The sequence below is a fragment of the Dehalococcoidia bacterium genome (assembly GCA_003597995.1).
Classification (GTDB): domain Bacteria; phylum Chloroflexota; class Dehalococcoidia; order Dehalococcoidales; family UBA1222; genus SURF-27.
Window position 1 is genome coordinate 61,059 of sequence record QZJY01000070.1, and the last position, 18,279, is coordinate 79,337.

The 18,279-nt window shown below is 56.3% G+C and carries 20 protein-coding genes; 16 read left to right on the forward strand and 4 right to left on the reverse strand.

The genetic code is table 11. The features are described 5' to 3' along the window. The first annotated feature begins 62 nt into the window (after nucleotides 1-62). The 7 genes from tsaA (at nucleotide 63) to C4542_09390 (ending at nucleotide 6,934) form a co-directional block, all read left to right on the forward strand. Nucleotides 63-551 (forward strand): tRNA (N6-threonylcarbamoyladenosine(37)-N6)-methyltransferase TrmO, encoded by a 489-nt coding sequence (gene tsaA, locus C4542_09360; protein RJO60488.1) that lies wholly within the window; start codon nucleotides 63-65, stop codon nucleotides 549-551. 28 nt (nucleotides 552-579) lie between these two features. Further along, entirely contained in the window at nucleotides 580-1,266 is a 687-nt protein-coding gene (modB, locus tag C4542_09365) for a molybdate ABC transporter permease subunit (GenBank protein RJO60489.1), read from the forward strand. Nucleotides 1,267-1,288: 22 nt separating this feature from the next. Further along, nucleotides 1,289-2,368, forward strand: coding sequence for an ABC transporter ATP-binding protein (locus tag C4542_09370; GenBank protein ID RJO60490.1), 1,080 nt, complete (start codon nucleotides 1,289-1,291; stop codon nucleotides 2,366-2,368). 104 nt (nucleotides 2,369-2,472) lie between these two features. Beyond that, entirely contained in the window at nucleotides 2,473-3,273 is an 801-nt protein-coding gene (locus tag C4542_09375) for an EF2563 family selenium-dependent molybdenum hydroxylase system protein (protein ID RJO60491.1), read from the forward strand. 27 nt (nucleotides 3,274-3,300) lie between these two features. Beyond that, on the forward strand, nucleotides 3,301-4,686 hold the full coding sequence (yqeC, locus tag C4542_09380) for a putative selenium-dependent hydroxylase accessory protein YqeC (protein ID RJO60492.1): 1,386 nt from the start codon (nucleotides 3,301-3,303) through the stop codon (nucleotides 4,684-4,686). Between the two features lie 23 nt (nucleotides 4,687-4,709). After that, the gene (locus tag C4542_09385; GenBank protein ID RJO60493.1) at nucleotides 4,710-5,483 is read left to right on the forward strand and encodes a xanthine dehydrogenase; all 774 of its coding nucleotides are present in this window, start codon (nucleotides 4,710-4,712) and stop codon (nucleotides 5,481-5,483) included. A 173-nt stretch (nucleotides 5,484-5,656) separates the two neighbouring features. Beyond that, entirely contained in the window at nucleotides 5,657-6,934 is a 1,278-nt protein-coding gene (locus C4542_09390) for a hypothetical protein (protein ID RJO60494.1), read from the forward strand. A 179-nt stretch (nucleotides 6,935-7,113) separates the two neighbouring features. On the opposite strand, the gene cobJ is transcribed toward C4542_09390, so the two are convergent. Beyond that, nucleotides 7,114-7,857, reverse strand: a complete 744-nt coding sequence (cobJ, locus tag C4542_09395; protein ID RJO60495.1) for a precorrin-3B C(17)-methyltransferase — start codon at nucleotides 7,855-7,857, stop codon at nucleotides 7,114-7,116. Between the two features lie 178 nt (nucleotides 7,858-8,035). Between cobJ and C4542_09400 the strand changes: the two genes are divergently transcribed. Further along, nucleotides 8,036-8,260, forward strand: a complete 225-nt coding sequence (locus tag C4542_09400; GenBank protein ID RJO60496.1) for a hypothetical protein — start codon at nucleotides 8,036-8,038, stop codon at nucleotides 8,258-8,260. 122 nt (nucleotides 8,261-8,382) lie between these two features. Here C4542_09400 and C4542_09405 read toward each other — a convergent pair whose 3' ends face one another. Next, complete coding sequence (locus C4542_09405; GenBank protein RJO60497.1) at nucleotides 8,383-8,637, reverse strand: sulfurtransferase TusA family protein; 255 nt, start codon at nucleotides 8,635-8,637, stop codon at nucleotides 8,383-8,385. Further along, nucleotides 8,634-9,845 (reverse strand): hypothetical protein, encoded by a 1,212-nt coding sequence (locus C4542_09410; protein RJO60498.1) that lies wholly within the window; start codon nucleotides 9,843-9,845, stop codon nucleotides 8,634-8,636. The genes C4542_09405 and C4542_09410 overlap by 4 nt, the downstream gene beginning before the upstream one ends. A gap of 210 nt (nucleotides 9,846-10,055) precedes the next feature. Between C4542_09410 and C4542_09415 the strand changes: the two genes are divergently transcribed. Further along, nucleotides 10,056-10,997: an ABC transporter ATP-binding protein gene (locus tag C4542_09415; GenBank protein ID RJO60513.1), complete on the forward strand. Its 942-nt coding sequence runs from the start codon at nucleotides 10,056-10,058 to the stop codon at nucleotides 10,995-10,997. Nucleotides 10,998-11,043: 46 nt separating this feature from the next. Beyond that, on the forward strand, nucleotides 11,044-11,892 hold the full coding sequence (locus C4542_09420) for a hypothetical protein (GenBank protein ID RJO60499.1): 849 nt from the start codon (nucleotides 11,044-11,046) through the stop codon (nucleotides 11,890-11,892). A gap of 269 nt (nucleotides 11,893-12,161) precedes the next feature. Here C4542_09420 and C4542_09425 read toward each other — a convergent pair whose 3' ends face one another. Beyond that, on the reverse strand, nucleotides 12,162-13,235 hold the full coding sequence (locus C4542_09425; protein RJO60500.1) for a transglutaminase: 1,074 nt from the start codon (nucleotides 13,233-13,235) through the stop codon (nucleotides 12,162-12,164). Between the two features lie 255 nt (nucleotides 13,236-13,490). Between C4542_09425 and C4542_09430 the strand changes: the two genes are divergently transcribed. The 6 genes from C4542_09430 (at nucleotide 13,491) to C4542_09455 (ending at nucleotide 17,921) form a co-directional block, all read left to right on the forward strand. Beyond that, nucleotides 13,491-14,165 carry a nucleotidyltransferase family protein gene (locus C4542_09430; GenBank protein ID RJO60501.1) on the forward strand — a complete coding sequence of 225 codons (675 nt, stop codon included), beginning with the start codon at nucleotides 13,491-13,493 and terminating at the stop codon, nucleotides 14,163-14,165. A gap of 90 nt (nucleotides 14,166-14,255) precedes the next feature. After that, nucleotides 14,256-15,278 carry a molybdopterin-binding protein gene (locus tag C4542_09435; GenBank protein ID RJO60502.1) on the forward strand — a complete coding sequence of 341 codons (1,023 nt, stop codon included), beginning with the start codon at nucleotides 14,256-14,258 and terminating at the stop codon, nucleotides 15,276-15,278. A gap of 59 nt (nucleotides 15,279-15,337) precedes the next feature. Beyond that, on the forward strand, nucleotides 15,338-15,682 hold the full coding sequence (locus tag C4542_09440) for a zinc ribbon domain-containing protein (protein RJO60503.1): 345 nt from the start codon (nucleotides 15,338-15,340) through the stop codon (nucleotides 15,680-15,682). Between the two features lie 166 nt (nucleotides 15,683-15,848). Continuing rightward, nucleotides 15,849-16,478, forward strand: coding sequence for an imidazole glycerol phosphate synthase subunit HisH (hisH, locus tag C4542_09445; GenBank protein ID RJO60504.1), 630 nt, complete (start codon nucleotides 15,849-15,851; stop codon nucleotides 16,476-16,478). After that, nucleotides 16,472-17,236 carry an imidazole glycerol phosphate synthase subunit HisF gene (gene hisF, locus C4542_09450; GenBank protein ID RJO60505.1) on the forward strand — a complete coding sequence of 255 codons (765 nt, stop codon included), beginning with the start codon at nucleotides 16,472-16,474 and terminating at the stop codon, nucleotides 17,234-17,236. The genes hisH and hisF overlap by 7 nt, the downstream gene beginning before the upstream one ends. Nucleotides 17,237-17,255: 19 nt before the next feature. Next, complete coding sequence (locus C4542_09455; GenBank protein RJO60506.1) at nucleotides 17,256-17,921, forward strand: DNA-binding response regulator; 666 nt, start codon at nucleotides 17,256-17,258, stop codon at nucleotides 17,919-17,921. Nucleotides 17,922-18,279: the final 358 nt, after the last annotated feature.

The window sequence follows — 18,279 nt, forward strand, 5'->3', positions numbered from 1 at the left end:
AAAATGCGCATACTAAAAAGTTTTGCCCGCGCAGCTCAGGTTAAATGGGAGATACTGCATAAGTGTATGAAGTAACTTGCCGTCAAATAGGTGTTATTTCCACCCCTTTTAAGCGGCATGAGGACACGCCGATACAGAGCTGTTTTGCCCCGGAAAGCCGCGGGCATATTGAACTGTTTCCTGAATATGCCGAAGGGCTCAAGGACATTGAAGGCTTTTCTCACTTGATTCTCATATATTGTTTTCACCAAGCTCAGGATTATGAATTGCTTACCAAGCCGTTCCTCGATGCGGGCAAGAAAGGCGTATTTGCCACGCGTTATTTCAAGCGGCCTAATTTCATAGGTCTTTCAGTAGTCAGGCTTATAGCTGTACGTGATAACTTGCTGGACATCGCCGAAGTGGACATGCTTGACGGTACGCCACTACTTGATATTAAACCATACGTGCACAGGTTCGATGTGCGCAAAGATACCAAGGACGGCTGGTTTAAAACAGCCAGCGAATGGTCGCGGTATGATAAACCCGAAGCACGCGGCACGCAATCATGAATAGTCTCTCTCTCCAAAACAGGTTAGAATGACGCAGGACTATTTATCGCCGCTGTGGATCTCGCTGCGGACCGTTCTCACGGCTACCGTCATCACCTTTTTCCTGGGCATCGCCGCGGCGCGCTGGATGGCGCGTTATTCGGGCAGGCTTAAAAGCGTGGTGGACGGGCTTTTCATACTGCCGATGGTGCTGCCGCCTACGGTGGTGGGGTTCGGGCTGCTGCTGCTTTTCGGCAGCCACGGCCCTATCGGCAAGCTGCTTCTCAACATCGGTACGACAGTGGTATTCTCCTGGTGGGCCACCGTCATAGCCGCCGTGGTGATGGCCTTCCCTCTGATGTACATGACCGCCCGGGGTGCTTTCGAGCAGGTGGAGCCCAATATTCAGGATGCCGCCCGCACACTGGGCGCCAGCGAATGGCGCGTCTTCTGGACGGTGACGCTGCCGCTGGCCTGGCCGGGGGTGGCCGCCGGGACAGTGCTGGCGCTGGCGCGCACACTGGGCGAGTTCGGCGCCACGCTCATGCTGGCCGGCAATATCCCCGGCAAGACGGCCACCATACCGGTTGCCATCTATTTCGCTATCCAGTCGGGAGACACCCGACAGGCGCTCATACTGGTCGCCATCGTGCTGCTGATTTCATTCGCCGCGCTGGCGGCCATCGCCTACTGGAAGGGGCGCACCCCGAAGACCAGAGGCTTCCTCATAAACTGAGTATTAGAACCAGGAATAACTTATGCTCAAAGCCAGAATAAAAAGGGCGCTGCCGGGATTCGAACTCGATGTTGATTTCTGCCTCAACCGCGAGCTGTTGGCCGTGCTGGGCCCTTCCGGTTCAGGCAAGACCATGACTCTACAGTGCATCGCCGGGCTGACCAGGCCGGACGAAGGCCGTATCGAGCTTAATGGCAAGGTGCTTTTCGATTCCGCGGAGGGCATAAATCTAGCGCCGCAGAAGCGCAGAGTGGGTTTTGTTTTCCAGAATTATGCCCTTTTCCCGCATATGACGGTCAGCGAGAACGTGGCCTACAGTATACGCCACCTGCCCGCCTCCGAGATAAGCGAAAAGGTGGGGCGGCTCCTTAATATCATGAACGTTAGCCCGCTGGCGGGACGCTACCCCAGGCAGCTTTCCGCCGGGCAGCAGCAGCGCGTGGCCATTGCCCGCGCGCTGGCCCCCGACCCCGAGGTCCTGTTACTGGACGAGCCATTTTCGGCGCTGGACTCGCAGCTTAAGGAACGGCTGGAACTGGAACTGCTGGCGCTGCAGCGCGAATACCGCGGCAGCATGCTGCTGGTGACCCATGACCTGGCTGAGGGTTACAAACTAGGCTCGCAAATTGCCATATACCAGGCCGGACGCATCGCCCAGTGCGACACCAAGCAGAAGGTGTTCGCTCAGCCGGTCAATCGCACGGTAGCCCGCCTGACGGGCGTGAGAAACCTGATGGATGGGGCGGTCGCCCGCATCGAGCCGCCCTACTTATGGGTGCACGTCACCGCATGGAACACCGGGCTCAAGGCACTGGCGGGCGAGGACTCTCATCTAACGCTCGGACAGAAGGTCGCGGTGGGCATCAGGCCGGAGTACGTCGATTTGAGACGGAGCGATGGGGAAAACGTTTTCTCCAGCCGCATACTGCAGGTCGTGGAGGGCATATCCAGCGTTACCTACCGTCTTCACGTGGACTCCGACCAGCAGGCCAAACACTACATCAACGCCGCTATCTCGAAATCGAGCGCCATCTGCGTAGAGGACGGCCAGACGTGCCTGCTGTACCTGCCGCCGGAGCACCTCATCGTCATACCGGAATAAAAACCGGATTTCTATAAAATCGTTTGAATCAATACTCTGTTGTCTCTCGGGACGATTGGGCTTAAAATAGTCCGTAAGTCACAAGTAGAGGATAGGAGAACGATATGTCCGTCAAGAATCTGAGGGTGCTTATCCGCGGCGGGGGGGAGCTTGCCAGCGCGGTGGCCTGCCGTTTGGCGGAGAGCCATTTTAAGGTTATCATGACCGAAGTGCCCCGGCCGCAGGCGGTGCGGCGCAACGTCTCTTTCTGCGAGGCGGTATACGAGGGCCGCAAGACGGTCGAAGGAAAAACCGCCAGGCTGGTCGGGTCGGCGGGAGAGGCCAGGGTCGCCTGGAAAGCCGGCGAACTGGCCATCATCGTGGATCCCGATACCACCATCCGCTCCGAGCTCAAGCCGGACGTCGAGATAGACGCCATCATCGCCAAGAAGAATCTGGGCACGCGCATGTCGGATGCCGAACTGGTCATCGGACTGGGTATCGGTTTTAAGGCCGGCAAGGACGTGCACGTGGTCATCGAGACCAACCGCGGCCACAACCTGGGGCGCGTCATGCGTGAAGGCATAGCCGAGGCCGACACGGGCGACCCCGGCAACATCGGCGGCTATACCACCGAGCGCGTCATGCGCGCACCCAGCGACGGTGTCTTCAAGGCAGTCAAGAAAATCGGCGATATGGTCAAGGCCGGGGATATCGTGGCCTATGTGGAGGGCAAGCCGGTGAAGGCCGCCATACCCGGCATCATACGCGGGCTGCTGCGCGACGGCACGCCCGTGACCAAAGGACTTAAGGCGGGCGACGTTGACCCGCGCGGCAATAAGGAATACTGCTACACTATCTCGGACAAGGGGCGCACCATCTCGGGCGGCGTGCTCGAGGCTATACTGGCGCATTTCAACGCATAAGGGGAGACCGCTATAGATATCAGCGACTTGATAGCCGTCAACGACCTGTGGCGCGAGGTGTATCCCTATTTGGCGTCGCAGGTAACGGCAGTCTACGGACGCAACTCCGGCCGGGTGCTGGAACTGGGGCCGTTCTCGTGGGGCATCTCCTACGAGCTGGCGACACGCTACGCGGCGCTGGAATTTACTCTGGCCGACGACCATAAAGAATACCTGGCGCACCTCAGGCATGAAATAGAGCGCCGAAACCTCGGTCGCCGCATAGAAGTTCTCAATGCCCCACTGGACAAACTGCCTTTCGGAGACGCGTCTTTCGACCTGGTTATTTTACGTGGAGCCTTCTTTTTCATCATGGACAGGCCGCGCATTTTGAGCGAGATATACCGCGTGCTGGCCCCCGGCGGGCTGGCCTTCGTGGGGGGTGGCTACGGCGCGGGTATTCCGCAGGGCGTCATCGACAGCATCGCCGAAGAATCGCGCATACTCAACGACAGGCTGGGGCGACGGCGCGTTACTCTCGACGAATTGAAAGCGCTCGTCGAATCTCAAGGCCTGACTGCAGCCACTCAAATCGTGGAAGAAGGCGGTGTCTGGCTGCTCGTGCGCAAGAGCATCAGTCTCGCGGCGGAAAAGCAGACATCCCGATTGGCGGAAGCCTTCGGTCTGCGTCCCGCCGAGGTCATCAGTATCGTGGGAGGCGGAGGCAAGACCAGCCTGATGTTCGCGCTGGCGCGCGAACTCTCGCTTGCCGGCAAAAAAGTCATCAGCACCACCACCACGCACATAATGAAACCAGAAGCTGATGAATCGCCCTGTGTCGTATTGGAAGACGATGAGGAACGCTTAATCTCGCGCTTGAAAGATGAGCTTGGCAGGCATAAACACGTCACCGCGGCATGCCTCAGGCCGGAAGCCGGCAAGCTCAGGGGGCTGCTGCCGGAGACTGTGGATAAAATCACCGCTGTGAAGCTGGCGGATTACATAATCAATGAAGCGGACGGGGCGGCGCGCAGGCCCATCAAGGCGCCCAACGCTACCGAGCCAGTCATTCCAGACAGCACCACTCTCGTGGTGGCGGTGGTCGGCATGGACGCGCTGAACTCTCCCCTGTCGCAGGAGGTCGCCTTTCGCCCGGAGCTCATTACGTGCCTGACCGGACTGCCCGAGGGTGGCATTATTACGCGCGAGGTCATCGCCACGCTGGTGGCGGACGAAAAAGGCATCATCCAGTATGCTCCTCGAAGTGCCCGTATCGTCCCTTTTATAAACAAGGTCGAGTTGGCGCAAAGTCCTGACGATGTGCGCAAGCTGGCCGGAGCCATCCTGTCACGCAGACACCCTCAGATAAAGCGCGTGGTGTCAGGCTCGCTTATAGCCCAAAAACTCGAATTTCACATTTTCGAGGCTGCTTAGGTTCAACTTGCTGGAGGTAAAAAATGCAGAACGATATTTACGCCGAACTGGTACGGCTGAGCGCTGCTGGTGAAGAAGCCGCCCTGGCCACCGTCATATCGGCTTCGGGTTCCACGCCCAGGGAGGAAGGCGCCAAGATGTTGGTGCGGGCCAACGGCTCCATCATGGGCACCGTGGGTGGGGGTGCCGTCGAGAAAGCCGTCATCAAAGAGGCTTTGGAAGTCATGCGCAAGGGCAAGGCCAAAAAGCTGGAATACCGCCTCAACGCGGGCGGGGAGCTGGGCATGATATGCGGCGGCGACACAGAGGTGTTCATCGAGCCCATTACGGCGGCTCCCTCTCTGTTCGTCTTCGGAGGAGGCCACATCGCCGTGCCGCTGGTAAAAATGGCGGCCATCGCCGGTTTCAAAATCACCGTCATCGACGAACGTCCTGATTTCGCCAGCGTCGAGCGTTTCCCGGACGCCGCCGGGGTGCTTGTCCTGGACATCCCGTCAGCCTACGCGCGTCTAAATGTGGATAAGTGCAGTTATATCGTCATCGTGACGCACGGTCATAAGGGCGACGAGGCCGCACTCGAAGGCGCGCTCAAAACCCCGGCTAGATATATCGGTATGATAGGAAGCAAGGAAAAGAACAAGGCAGTCTTCTCTCACCTTCTGGCCAGGGGCTTCACCCAGGACAACCTCACCCGCGCCCACGCGCCCATCGGCATACGCATCAGGGCGCAGACGCCTGAAGAGATAGCCGTTAGCATACTGGCCGAGATGATAGCGGTAAAGCGCTCCGCCGATTAGACGCACAGTTCGCCTCTTCCGCTCAGGACAGCCAGGCCGCTAGGGTGAAAGCTGCCGGGTTCTATTTTGATGATGATAATGTTGGCAAAGCAAAATGTGCTAATATGATGTGAGCCATGCCCGCCTATGCGGCGCATCCCCGGAAAAGGTCTGACGAAACTAGGAGGTGATTCGTGGCAGAAACATGGCAAAACTCGTACGGAGAACTCCAAAAATTCATCGTGACCCACCCGACGATAGAAATCGACATGAGCTCCGTAGTCATAACAGGCGATATAAGGCCGGAGTTTTATAAGCTATTCGACACAGTACGGGCAAGCTTCATCAAGGAGCGCTTCGCCGCCGAACTTGAGAAAGCCTATGCCATGAGCGCGGCCTACGGGGCGACCAGCAAGGCTGTCAAGGAAGAGATGAGGCTGGAAGGCATCGAGATCAACGCCAACCTCAACTGGTTCCTGCTCGACCCCATCAACGGCCTGATGCGCGTGCTGTTCGACCCGCTGTTCGACCTGCTGAAGGGCAAAACGGACCTGGCGGGATTTACCGGGGTCGCCGACACTGCCGTGGCCGACTCTTTCGAGGCGCTGTTCCGCGAGGGCTACGAGAGATGGGGGGAACTGGCGCTCCTGCAACTGCTAGCCCCCGACAAGCTCTGGCTGGGGAAAGCACACGACTATTACACCGACCCGAGCATGGAGGGCGATATCGCCGAGGGCAACCGCGATGAGTCCGTGCCCGATCTTGTGGAATCCAGGAAGCTGGTCTTCGATAACCTGGTGCGCGCCTCGTTCGTGGTGCCGGGGGCGCTCGTCCACTCGGTCAGGCTGGACTACTATGTGAGCCTGCGGCCGAACTGGTACCTGCCGCGCTGGAAGGCGCGCACGTTGAGCGAGCGGCTGGAATGGATAGAACTTAAGACGCTCTACAAAGACTTTGGCGCGGACAATTTGTGGCCGGATATGCTGATACACGTGGCCGGCGAGCGCCCGGAGGAGCTCAAACTGGTGGCCGATTATTATCACCTCGCCCGCCCTGAAATCATCATCGAGTTCATGGAAGAGGACGGCTGGTGGGACGCCAAAGGCGTCGCTGACATCATGCGGCACAATACGGCGCTCAACCCCAGGCTGGGGAGCTATGTCATCTCGCGGGTGGAGGTGCCGCCGGAGGCTTTCAAACCGCCTGAAGCCGCACCAGGACCGGTTTCTGCGATATCCGCTCCAGATGTCGCCGCGACCTCCGAAACGCCTGTGACTACGACGGATGCCAATCCTCTACCCATGTCGCTCCCGATGAGTCTGGCGGAACTGCCTGCCAATGTCCACGTGCTGAGCGTGGGTTACGACATGAGTAAGCTGGAGCCGGTGGTGGAAGCCCTCGCTAAAGCCACGGCAATGATAAAAGAGGCCAGGGCGAAGGAACTGCAAGCAGAGCAAAACCCGGGCGGATAAATTATCGACTGGTGATAAATCGAGTAACAGGCAGGGGCGAATGGCCATTCGCCCCTACGATTTTGTTCTTGTCACCGCGATTGTCATGAAACCCGTTCGTACAGAATGGGCACGGCGCGCCGTGCCCCTACCAAAGGGAAAATCCCTCTTTCATCTCCCTTTACCAAAGGGAGAGAATCCTAATACCCCACACCCTCTCTGTACAGTCTGGGCGTGACCATTCTTCCGTCACGGGCGTAGCTTTGCGAGTTGCCGATTATCAGCAGTGTATCAACCGGCAATGCTAAAACGTTCACCTCTCCCAGCGTGGTTATCTGGACTTGCTCGTCTGGGGTGGCTGCTTTACTCAGCACGCCCACCAGAGTTTGCGCAGTGCGATACTCAGCTATGATTTTCAGCGCCTCCTGCAGGCGCGATGGGCCGAGCTTGCCGAAGGGGTTATAGATGACGATGACGAAATCGGCGGAAGCGGCGGCCTCCAGCCTCTTTCTGATAACTGGCCAGGGGGTACCCTGGTCGGTGAGGGTGATGGCGGCGGAGTCGTTGCCCAGGGGTGCTCCCAGCCGCGCCGCGGCGTAACCCGCCAGACCCACGCCGGGGACGACTTTTACGTCCAGAGTGATGTTATTGTCCTTGAGGTATTCCAGGAAGGTGGCGGCGATGGCATAGACGCCGGGGTCGCCGCTGGAAATGATAGCCACGTCCTGCCCGGCCTGCGCCTTCTCCACTGCCAGGCGCGAACGCCCGAGGGGGCTCTGGCGCTCGGCTATAACCTCTTTGCCGCGCGTCAGAGCCTCGACGAGTAAAAGGCACTCCGGCTGGCCGATGACAACGGATACCTTCCCGATGGCCTTCAGCGCCTCGGGAGTAACGAGCTCCGCCTGTCCCGGGCCGATGCCTACCAGATAAACAGTCGCACTCATGTATTTAACTCTGGCATAGCATAGAGCAGGGGAGGAAGGGAGTCAAGGGTTTGGAAAATCGAGGCGGCTTAAATCCCTTTGCTCGGGCAGAGTGTTTGTACACAGCGTTTTTGGGTGTAGAATAATGGTAGAGAATAGTCCGAATCGGATGGTCTAATCCTGTTAGAGGAGGTACGCCATGAAGGCTACGGAGTCAGTAATAGCGGAATTCCTGGGATTGCATAACAGGTATAAAAAAGCAGATGAGCGGATGTTGATGCTGCAGGACGCCGCCGTTGAAGGAATGCGTAAAATCGGAGTGGGATGTATTACCGAGAAATCCAGGGAAGAGTTCGTCGCTTTGAAGAAGGAAATCGAGTCCGCTCTGTCCAGAATGAAAGAGATTTGTTCGTCTGTAGACTAGCGCACAATTCTGGCTAGGTAGAGGCAATTCTCAACGTCGTAGGAGACAATTTCTCGGGGGCGAGCGTGGTATAAAGATGGGTGGAAACCACATCCACCCATCTTTACCAAGCCTTTAATGACCTATTCTATGATAATGCGCCACTCGCCGTCGCCGATCTGGCTTACCTCAGGCACTTTGTAACCCAGTTTGCGCGCCACGTCCGGCACATCCGTAGCGGCTGACGGGCAATCCACCAGCAGGGAGATGCGCTTCTGCCTGCCGGCCATCTTTTTCAAAAGCGGCTCCAGCATGTACTTGGGGTAGGGGCACATCCAGCCCCTGATATCCACCGAGTAGCTTCCGTCCTGTTGCTTGACAGCAGTTAATGCGCTCATCGCTTTTTAGCCTCCAACCATGTCAGAAATGTGTAAAAGGCAGCCAGCGTCAATGCGGCAGCCGCCAGCGCGCCGCCCCACCCCAACGCCGTTGGGAGAAAAACCTTGCCCAGCCCTCCGGCGTTTGAACTATATATCCAGCCCTGGCCCACCTGGTGACCGTAGAGCAGCACCCAGGAGCCGGCGGTTAGCATTCCCCCGAGTATGGCAAACCAGTGGCGCACATAGCCTTCCGCGCTGCGCCACAGGACCCCGACGCCGCAACCCCCGGCAATGACCATGCCGATACCGAAAACAAAACCGCCCGCGATATTATGCAGCCCGGCTGGGAACACGAAGTGGTCGGCCGGGATGAAACCCTTGAACTTGAGGATTGAGAAACCCACCATACCCACCGCCAGGCTGACCAGAATCCAGCGCAGAACGCGGGTGTCTTTGGTGGTAAATACGTCACGGAAGGCAGCCGCAAAACACAACCTGGAGCGCTGGAAGATGATTCCGAATGCGGCTCCGAAGAGTAACAGAATTCCGAAATTCGGCTTATTCAAGCTGGCATAGACGGCTACAGCCACAAACAGCAAGGCAATCACAACCCACCCGATAATGGGCTGGCGGGAGGTATAGGCTTTTTCTGCTGCCGGCCTGGCCGGTTCCTCTTTTATTGTGATGCCGGATATGGCGCGTTTGGCCTGCCACATCAGTATGCGGGCGCCCACAAAGCCGCCCAACAACAAGCCGATAGCCATGAGAAAGCCGCTGAGGGACAGGGCCATAATAGCCGTGCCGAAACCGCCCACATTGCATGGGGGTGTCAAAACGGTTCCCCAGCCCATCAGTGAGCCTCCTAAAAATCCCTGCGCATAGCCGCGCCAGCTGTCAGTGCGCAATTTGAACTCGCGCGAGAGGAGCGCGGCGCCGAGGACGCCGAAAACAATGCCGAAGTTTATCATGCTGTGCGAGTCGTTCAATATCGGCGTTACCGGATACGCGGCGAAAGGAGCCTGCGTCTTGATGCCGATGGCATTGAGCAGGGAAGCCCCCCACATGGAAATCTGGGGGAAGACACCCAGGCCGCGGGCATAAGCCGCCATTAAAATATTGGTAATGGCATAGGCTAACGCTCCGGCCCAAACCGGCCAGACTTTCTTAAACAGGGGGACGTAAAGGTTTTCCTTGATGCTTCTGAAAACTGCGGCAGCTGTTCCCATGAAACCTCCCCTTCAAATATTTAATAGTAGTCATAAGATACTATTATGGCGCTCATGATAGCATCTCTTCTTTTTGGTGTCAATAGGTGAGACACGATTGAGGAGTAGTTTATTCGGAATAATTATTGACAATGCCGTACCATAAAGTTACGATGAATAGTTAATGATATTCAGCTACTACAAAGGGGGTACGCGACCATGACAGTAGTGATGGAATCCCGGAGCGCTACCGGAACTCAGGGAAGCGTTGTCCTGCGCACCACCGGCCTCAGCAAGAGTTTCGGAAAGCTGGAAGCGGTGAAAAATCTGAACCTGGAGCTGCGGCGGGGTGAGGTGTTCGGTTTCCTGGGGCCCAACGGCGCTGGGAAGACCACCACCGTCGGCATGATTCTAGGGCTTATTACCCCTACCACCGGCAGCATCGAGCTCTTCGGAGTGAAGCAGGACGGCAACCGCTGGGCCGCCCTCAGGCGCATAGGAGCCATCGTCGAAGAACCGGCTTTCTACCCTTACCTGTCCGGATGGGACAACCTGCAGGTGCTGGCCGAGTCTATCGGTGGCATCCAGAAGAGCAAAATAACCGAGGTGCTAGAGCGGGTAAACCTGTTAGACCGTGCCAAAGACCAGTACGGCCACTACTCCATGGGCATGAAGCAGCGGCTGGGCATCGCCTCCACACTGCTGCGCGACCCGGAACTCATCATACTGGACGAGCCGACCAACGGGCTGGACCCGGCAGGCACCAAGGAGATACGCGACCTCATACCCAGGCTGGCGCACGAGCGCCGGGCTATCATGCTTTGCAGCCACCTGCTGCACGAGGTCGAGATGGTCTGTCAAAATGTCGCCATCATCAAGCAGGGAACGGTCATCGCCAACGCCCCCATAAAAGAGCTGCTTTCGCGCGGCAACCAGCTGCAAATCAGGGTTCAAAATGTGGAACAGGCGGCGGCCATACTGAGCGCTCTACCCTGGGTCAAGTCGGTGAAAAGAGAGGGTGATTACCTGATGATAGACGTTCCCCCTGACCGAGGCGCCAGCGTCAACCAAGCGCTGGCGGAGAAGGGTGTTTTCGTGTCGGAGTTGATAAACAGTACCCACAGCCTGGAAAACGTCTTCCTGCAGCTTACCGGAGGTGCGAGCGGTGACTAAGACTTCTACAGCAAAAAGCGGGACGCCTTTCTCAGGACTCGGCCGGATGATAGGGGCGGAGCTCTTCAAGCTGCGCAAGCGCACCATGACCGGGGTGTTGATAATTATCCTCGTCGGCATTATAGCACTGGTGAATTTTCTCCTGCTGGCCATATCCAAGGTTGATTTGCCTGGCGGCGGACCGGGCATGGGCAATATACAGGACCTGCTGGGGCTGCCCGCGGCCATTCCCTTTGCGCTGTCCATCATATCATCGTTCGGCAGCGTGCTGGCAATCATCCTGACGGCAAGCTCCGTGGGCAACGAGTACAACTGGCGTACCATACGCACGGCTCTCATATCGAGCGAGAGCCGCTTCAAGTTCCTCACCGCCAAGCTGATTTCGCTGGCCATTCTCGTACTTGCCGGCATGCTGATAGGGGTTGTCACTGGCTTCATCATAGGCCTGATTACCACGGCTATCGGTGGCTACACCTTCAACTTCAGCTTTGCCACCGGCTCTTACTTCTGGGAACAATTCCTGCAGTTCTGGCGCACCTTCTTCGTGATTACACCCTACGCCCTGCTGGGTTTCCTCATGGCCATCGTGGGCCGCTCCGCCATGCCGGGCATCGCCACCGGTATCGGCGTGTTTTTCCTAGAGGGCGTCATCACCATGTTCATGAGCCTGGCCGGGGGCTGGATAGCCAAGGTGCCGGACTACCTGCTGACCGCCAATGTGAATGCCATTACCGCCCTGAACAATCTCCCCCAGGGCTTCCATCCGGGAAACGGTGCCGGTGCCACAGGGGCGCTGCCGAGTATCCCTCATGCCTTCATTACGCTGGGTATCTACGCTTTAGTGTTCTTGGTGCTGGGTTATTATTTGTTCCGGAAGAGGGATGTAACTGGGTAACAGGGGATACTTACGCAGCGATAAATGCTAAATTAACGACAATTCGACTTTTTGGGCGTCGTCTAGAGGTAACGCAGAGCAACGCTCTATCCGATGCTCACGTGTGGTAATGGATCCTTTTATGCTGAAAAATCCCATGTCTTTCAAGATTATTGGGGCTGCGTGATGCAGTGGTCTGCTAGATTTTTAGAGCCTGCATCACTTCACCGACACAGCATTCTTGGACAATTAGCAAATTTAGTATGCTAAACAAGGAAGCATGATTATCGCTAAAGACTCTTGAAAGTAACCGTGTATTTGAGGTTTTGCTGTACAAACCAATCCAGAACTTTTCCGCCGACTTCAGCATAAGGATACATCAAGTAGTTGAGCGGGGTACCCGCTTGCGCTGGGACGAGAACAAGATCTCTTCCAGAATAAAAATCCAGGTATGTCTCTGTTTGATTACCGAAATAATAATGGCGGAATTTTATTACTTCGGGATTATCCAGTTCGCAGCCATTATTCAGCATATATTTTCTAACATCTGAAGGGTCGACTGGTACCCAGCCATACCTCGGAATGTAGAATTCAGCGCGACAATGATAGGCGGAGGTTATATCTCCGTCATTAGCCATGCGGATACCGAAAATCTCGCGGGCAGGAACTCCAACGCTTCTAGCCATTGCTACGAAAACAGAGGAGATATCGGTGCATTTGCCCTCTTGGGACTTAAGAAGTGCTTCTACATCTCCTACACCGCAGCCAACTATGTTAGGATCGCGTTGGAAATTCTCTATAATCCAATCGTATATCGCAGTTGCTTTCCCCAGAACAGTAGTTTTCCCCTTGGTTACCTTAAGAGCGGTATCTTTAACGTCTCCTGTGGTTGGGCTCAAGCTGGTTGGTAATAGGTATTGCTCTAATTCTACAGGGATCTCTCCGGAGTAATCCTGAAAATCCTTCATTAGGATTTCTTCTCTTGTTACTTTAAAGGAATAGCTGATTGTTGCCTGTACACAGGGTTGTAACCACTCGGCATATAGCATTATGCTGCCGGATTGTGGCTCCCTGTATACCTCAGCATTGTTGTAATTACCACTGAGATGGACATCTTCGATTAGTTGGTATTCATTAGACGTGGGGTATGGTAACCATAACTTAGTGTCTTTTCCTGCCTCTGGTGTAATACTCAAATCAAAGGTAACCACTCCCACTTTTTGCTTCGGTGCCTGTTCTTCAGTAGAACTATATTTGGGGGCAGCCCCCTGGCAAGAGGAAAGAATTAACGTTAATGCCATAAAAGCCGACAAAATAGTAATTATCCGCCATTTATGAACCAGTATATTTTTTGCTTTTTCCATCTGCCTCTCCCATCGCCTTTTTATTAATTTACCATCATGTTAGTTAATGGTGATTATAAGACAATATTATAATATGTCTCTTCGTGTTTTGTCAAGCGCGGGGTAGTTTTGGCTGTCGTGGCCAGTACTCCTGGCCGTATAACCTCAAGACATTTAAGGCAAGCATCCTGATGTTTAGGCAACTAAAAAAAGACTCTTTTGGGTTCATCCCTGCCTCCAATATATTGTCAATCGTTTGACGCTTGCGCCTTTTTCATGACATACTATATAGTCGTTTCGGACAATAAACCTGGAATCCGCAAACGAATCACCTCCGGAGTCATGATGAGCGAAGCCAAAACACCTTTAGTCTCGGCTATATTGCTGGCCGCCGGCAAATCGGAGCGCATGGGGCTGAACAAGCTCCTGCTGCCTTTCGGCGGCCGCACGGTCATCCAGCGCACGCTGGATAGCCTGCTGGCCTCGCGCGCGGGAGAGGTCATCGTCGTTTTGGGCTCCAAGTCCCAGGAGATAAATGCCTCCATCGGCAGTCGCCGGGCGCGGTCGGTGCTCAACCCCAATTTCGCCAAAGGTATGAGCACCTCTTTAATAACCGGCCTGGGCGTGATGAGCAGCCGGGCAAAATTCGTTATCGTGGCGCTGGGCGACCAGCCGCTTATCACCCCTCGCGTTTATAACCAGCTCATCGAAGCGGCGCAGAACTCGGAAAAGGGCATCATTGTCCCGACTTGTAAAGGCGAGCGCGGCAACCCCATCGTCATCTCGACGCGCTACCGCGCCGAACTCCTCAAACAGAAAGGCGACATCGGCGGGCGCGAGCTGCTGAAAGCCTACCCCGACGAAGTGCTTGAAGTGCCCGTTGACTGCGAGGGCGTGGTGGTCAATATCAATACCAGAGAGGAATACGAGAAGAGACTAAAAGGACTTTAAGACGATAAATACGAAATTCGAATATCCAAATCCTAAATAAGCCCAAAATTAAAATATCAAAATACCAAACACTGGCAGGAGGTCTCTAAAATGCTCAAGAAGATACACGTGGAACAGGCCGTCGGCATGACGCTGGGCCACGATATGACACGCGTGATACCCGGCAAGTGCAAGGAGGTGGCCTTCGCGCGCGGGCACGTCATCAGGCGCGAGGATATCCCCGAGTTTCTCAAAATCGGCAAGGAGCATATCTACGTCATCGAGGGGCAGGACACCGACGTCCATGAGGAAGATGCCGCCAGGCGGCTGGCGGCGGCCTTCGCCGGACCCGAGTTCAGCCTTTCCGGCGTCAAGGAAGGGCGCATCAACCTGGCGGCCACTTTCCCCGGCGTTTTCAAGGTCAACATTCCTTTACTCAACGAGGTCAACTCTATTGACGGCGTGGTGCTGTCCACCAGGCATAACAATACCGTCTGCACACCCGATATGGTGCTGGCGGGAACCAAAATTATTCCGCTCTACATGCCCGAAGCCGACCTGCGCAAAGTGGAAAACCTCTGCCGCAAGAAGGGCAAGGTGATAAAAGTTCTGCCGTTCATCCTCAAGAAAGTGGGAGTGGTGGTCACCGGCAGCGAGGTGTACAAAGGGCTGGTTCAGGACAAATTCACTGATACTATAAAGCGCAAGGTGGAAGCGCTTGGCGCGCAAGTAGTCCACAGTGTTGTCGTGCCGGACGACGAAAAAATGATAGCTGATGCCATCCTCGATATGAAATCTCGCGGTTGTGAGATGATTTTCGCCTGCGGCGGCTTTTCGGTTGACCCGGACGACGTGACCGTCGAGGGCGTGGAGCAGAGCGGGGCTAAAATAATCGCCTACGGCGCTCCCGTCATGCCGGGCAGCATGTGCCTGGTGGGAGACCTTGGCGGCATCCCGGTGCTGGGCGCGCCCGCCTGCGCCATCTGGAACAAGGCTACGGTGGTGGAGGTATTTTTGTCGCGCATGCTGGCCGGCGAGAAAATCACGCGGGCGGAGGTGGCGGAGATGGGACACGGCGGGCTGTGCCTGAACTGCGAGCCGTGCAACTATCCGCTGTGCCCGTTTTGCAAGTAAGACGGCTGTCAGCTTTCAGCCATCAGCTATCAGCAGACAGTTTTTACGAGGATAATTTCATGCCGATTTATGAGTACGAATGCAGCAAGTGCAAATCACGGTTTGAAGTGAAACGCGGTTTTCACGAAGAAGGTGGTGGTTGCTGCCCCCATTGCGGGGGTGAAGGGCGGCAGATTTACTCACCGGCGCCCCTGATTTTCAAAGGTTCGGGTTTCTATGTCACCGACCACCGCAAAAAGGATGACAAGGCGACAGACCGGGAACAACCGGTAAAAGCCGAGGCGGAGAAACCGGCAAAAAAATCAGAATCGGCAGAAGCCAAGGCCAAACCGGCCACTGACACACCGGCAGCAAAGTCCGAACCCGTTAAACCCCTGCCGAAATCCGAGACTAGCAGGCCCTAGAACAAGGAAAATCCCTCTCAGTCTCCCTTTTGAGAAAGGGAGAGGGTTGAATCACACCATCTATCGCACAGATAGAACGTGTGTATGCCTAGCCCAATCTTGACAGCAACCCACCCCTTACCTATTATGATGATGGCAATTTGGTGCCCTTTTTTGTTTAAAGCCTATGTCATCTGGAATCGTAATCGTGGACTACGGGGCCGGGAATCTGCGCAGCGTCATCAACGCCCTGCGCACGCTGGGGCATGAGCCGGAGGTCGCCTCCAATCCCAAACAGATAGCCCTGGCGCGGGCGGTCATCCTGCCCGGCGTGGGGGCGGGAGGCGCCGCCATGGAAGAGCTGGAAAGGCTCAACCTGGCCGATACACTAAGGCGGCGCGTGAACCAGAAGCTGCCACTGTTAGGTGTGTGCCTCGGCCTGCAACTCCTCATGAGCGCCACCGAAGAGGGCGGACTGGTGCCCTGCCTGGGCATCGTGCCCGGACTGGCCAAAAAGCTGCCAGAAGAGGACAAGATACCTCATATGGGCTGGAACCAGGTCAAACAGGTGAAGCCACATCCCATCTTCGAGGGCATACCAGACAACTCCAACTTTTATTTTGTGCACAGCTATTATGCCGAGCCGGAAGATTCCTCGGTGGTGGTGGGAACGACCGACTATGGAATCAGTTTTTGCAGTGTCTTAGCCTCCGGCAATCTTATAGCCACGCAGTTCCACCCTGAAAAGAGCGGGGCGATGGGGCTACGGTTCTACGATAATTTCATCAAGCTGGCGCTGGGAGGCTCACCGTGCTGACGCGGCGCATTATCCCCTGCCTGGACGTGAAAGAAGGGCGCGTGGTCAAGGGCACCAGTTTCGTCCAGCTAAAGGATGCCGGCGACCCGGTGGAGCTGGCCGACTATTACTACAAGTCCGGCGCCGACGAGCTCGTCTTCCTTGACATAACCGCTACACCCGAAGGCCGCCAGACAATGGCCTCGGTGGTAGAGCGCATCTCGGAGAAGGTTTTTATGCCGCTCACCGTGGGCGGCGGCCTGCGCAGTATAGAGGATATCAATCGGCTACTCAGAGCTGGGGCCGACAAGGTCTCGCTCAACACCTCGGCGGTGATGAACCCTCAGCTCATCTCCGAGGGCGCCGAGCATTTCGGCAGCCAGTGCATGGTGGTGGCTATCGACGCCAGGAAGAACGAGGGCGCCGTGCCGTGGTGGCAGGTGTATATCTCCAGCGGCCAGCAGCCGATGGAACTGGACGCGGTGGACTGGGCGCGCCGGGCGGTGGCGCTGGGGGCGGGCGAAATACTGCTCACCAGCATGGATGCCGACGGGCACCGCAGCGGCTATGACATCGAGCTCACCAGGGCTATCTCGGAGGCGGTGAACGTGCCAGTAATAGCCTCGGGCGGCGCGGGTTCGCTGGAGGACCTCTACCTGGCGCTATCAGAGGGCAAGGCCGACGCTGTGCTGGCCGCCAGCATTTTCCATTACGGCGTGCATACCGTGGCCGAAGCCAAGCAATATCTGGCAAAAAAGGGCGTGCCCGTACGCTTTTAAGACATCTGGGGAAAAAAGATTGAACCGCCTGTTTATCGTGGCGCAGGCCGAGCTGGCCAGGAGGCTGTCCCGCGAGCTTGAAGGGGACGGCTTTAGCTGTTACGTCGCTCAGCCACAAGAAGACGTCAGCCACATCGGGGCGGAAGTGGTGCTGGTGGAGGTGGGCGAAGGCCAGCCCTACCAGAAAACCGAAGAACTGTGCCGCGCTCTCAAACTGGAACGGAGACTACCCCTCGTTGCGCTGGTCAGCAAGAATGCCTTCGCCGCTTACGCGGGCGAACTCAAAACGCTCCTCTGCGACGATTTCATCCTCGAACCCTACGACCGCCAGGAACTCCTGCTGCGCATCACAAAGCTCATCGGCGAAGAGAAACATGCTGGCGACCAGCAGCTCGTTATCGGCGACCTGGTTATCAACCTGACCCAAGCCGAGGTCTTCCTGAGCGGCAGGGCGGTGGAGTTGACCTTCCGCGAGTACGAGCTGCTGCGTTTTCTGGCCAGCCACCCCGGGCGCATGTATTCCCGTGACGCGCTGCTAAATTCAGTATGGGGCTACGACTATTTCGGCGGAGACCGCACGGTGGATGTGCACATCCGCCGCCTGCGCAGCAAGATAGAGGACGCCGAGCACAACTTTATCGATACCGTGCGCAATATGGGCTACCGCTTCAGAAAGCAAGAGTGACAAGGGGAGTTTTCGCCTCTTTATTGGAGGGCTTGGAGCTTATTTTACTCGGTGCTAGTGGGCGTACGATTTTACGGCGAGGCTGCCGGCGAAAGAGGCGAAGCAGAGCAAGAGCAAAGCCAATCCAAGCCAAGTAGGTGACAGGTGAGGAATACCCCCTCACCACATTCTCTTCGCTCAGTGCAGGCTTAATCCTCTCCCGCAAGGGGAGAGGGAAATTTGTAGTAAGGGCACGGCATGCCGTGCCCTTACTTTTATGGTCTGGCTTCCTACGAACTTTAACCTCTACGTGATGTTGAGTAGCTTCCCCTTAGACGTTTCCGAGTGACTCCGCAGGTCCTCCGCTCTTCCGCATGGC

Coding starts and splice junctions, on each gene's coding strand:
- modB (RJO60489.1), top strand. CDS start 580: ATGACGCAGGACTATTTATCGCCGCTGTGGATCTCGCTGCGGACCGTT.
- C4542_09370 (RJO60490.1), top strand. CDS start 1,289: ATGCTCAAAGCCAGAATAAAAAGGGCGCTGCCGGGATTCGAACTCGAT.
- C4542_09375 (RJO60491.1), top strand. CDS start 2,473: ATGTCCGTCAAGAATCTGAGGGTGCTTATCCGCGGCGGGGGGGAGCTT.
- C4542_09385 (RJO60493.1), top strand. CDS start 4,710: ATGCAGAACGATATTTACGCCGAACTGGTACGGCTGAGCGCTGCTGGT.
- cobJ (RJO60495.1), bottom strand. CDS start 7,857: ATGAGTGCGACTGTTTATCTGGTAGGCATCGGCCCGGGACAGGCGGAG.
- C4542_09400 (RJO60496.1), top strand. CDS start 8,036: ATGAAGGCTACGGAGTCAGTAATAGCGGAATTCCTGGGATTGCATAAC.
- C4542_09405 (RJO60497.1), bottom strand. CDS start 8,637: ATGAGCGCATTAACTGCTGTCAAGCAACAGGACGGAAGCTACTCGGTG.
- C4542_09410 (RJO60498.1), bottom strand. CDS start 9,845: ATGGGAACAGCTGCCGCAGTTTTCAGAAGCATCAAGGAAAACCTTTAC.
- C4542_09415 (RJO60513.1), top strand. CDS start 10,056: ATGGAATCCCGGAGCGCTACCGGAACTCAGGGAAGCGTTGTCCTGCGC.
- C4542_09420 (RJO60499.1), top strand. CDS start 11,044: ATGATAGGGGCGGAGCTCTTCAAGCTGCGCAAGCGCACCATGACCGGG.
- C4542_09425 (RJO60500.1), bottom strand. CDS start 13,235: ATGGAAAAAGCAAAAAATATACTGGTTCATAAATGGCGGATAATTACT.
- C4542_09430 (RJO60501.1), top strand. CDS start 13,491: ATGACATACTATATAGTCGTTTCGGACAATAAACCTGGAATCCGCAAA.
- C4542_09435 (RJO60502.1), top strand. CDS start 14,256: ATGCTCAAGAAGATACACGTGGAACAGGCCGTCGGCATGACGCTGGGC.
- C4542_09440 (RJO60503.1), top strand. CDS start 15,338: ATGCCGATTTATGAGTACGAATGCAGCAAGTGCAAATCACGGTTTGAA.
- hisH (RJO60504.1), top strand. CDS start 15,849: ATGTCATCTGGAATCGTAATCGTGGACTACGGGGCCGGGAATCTGCGC.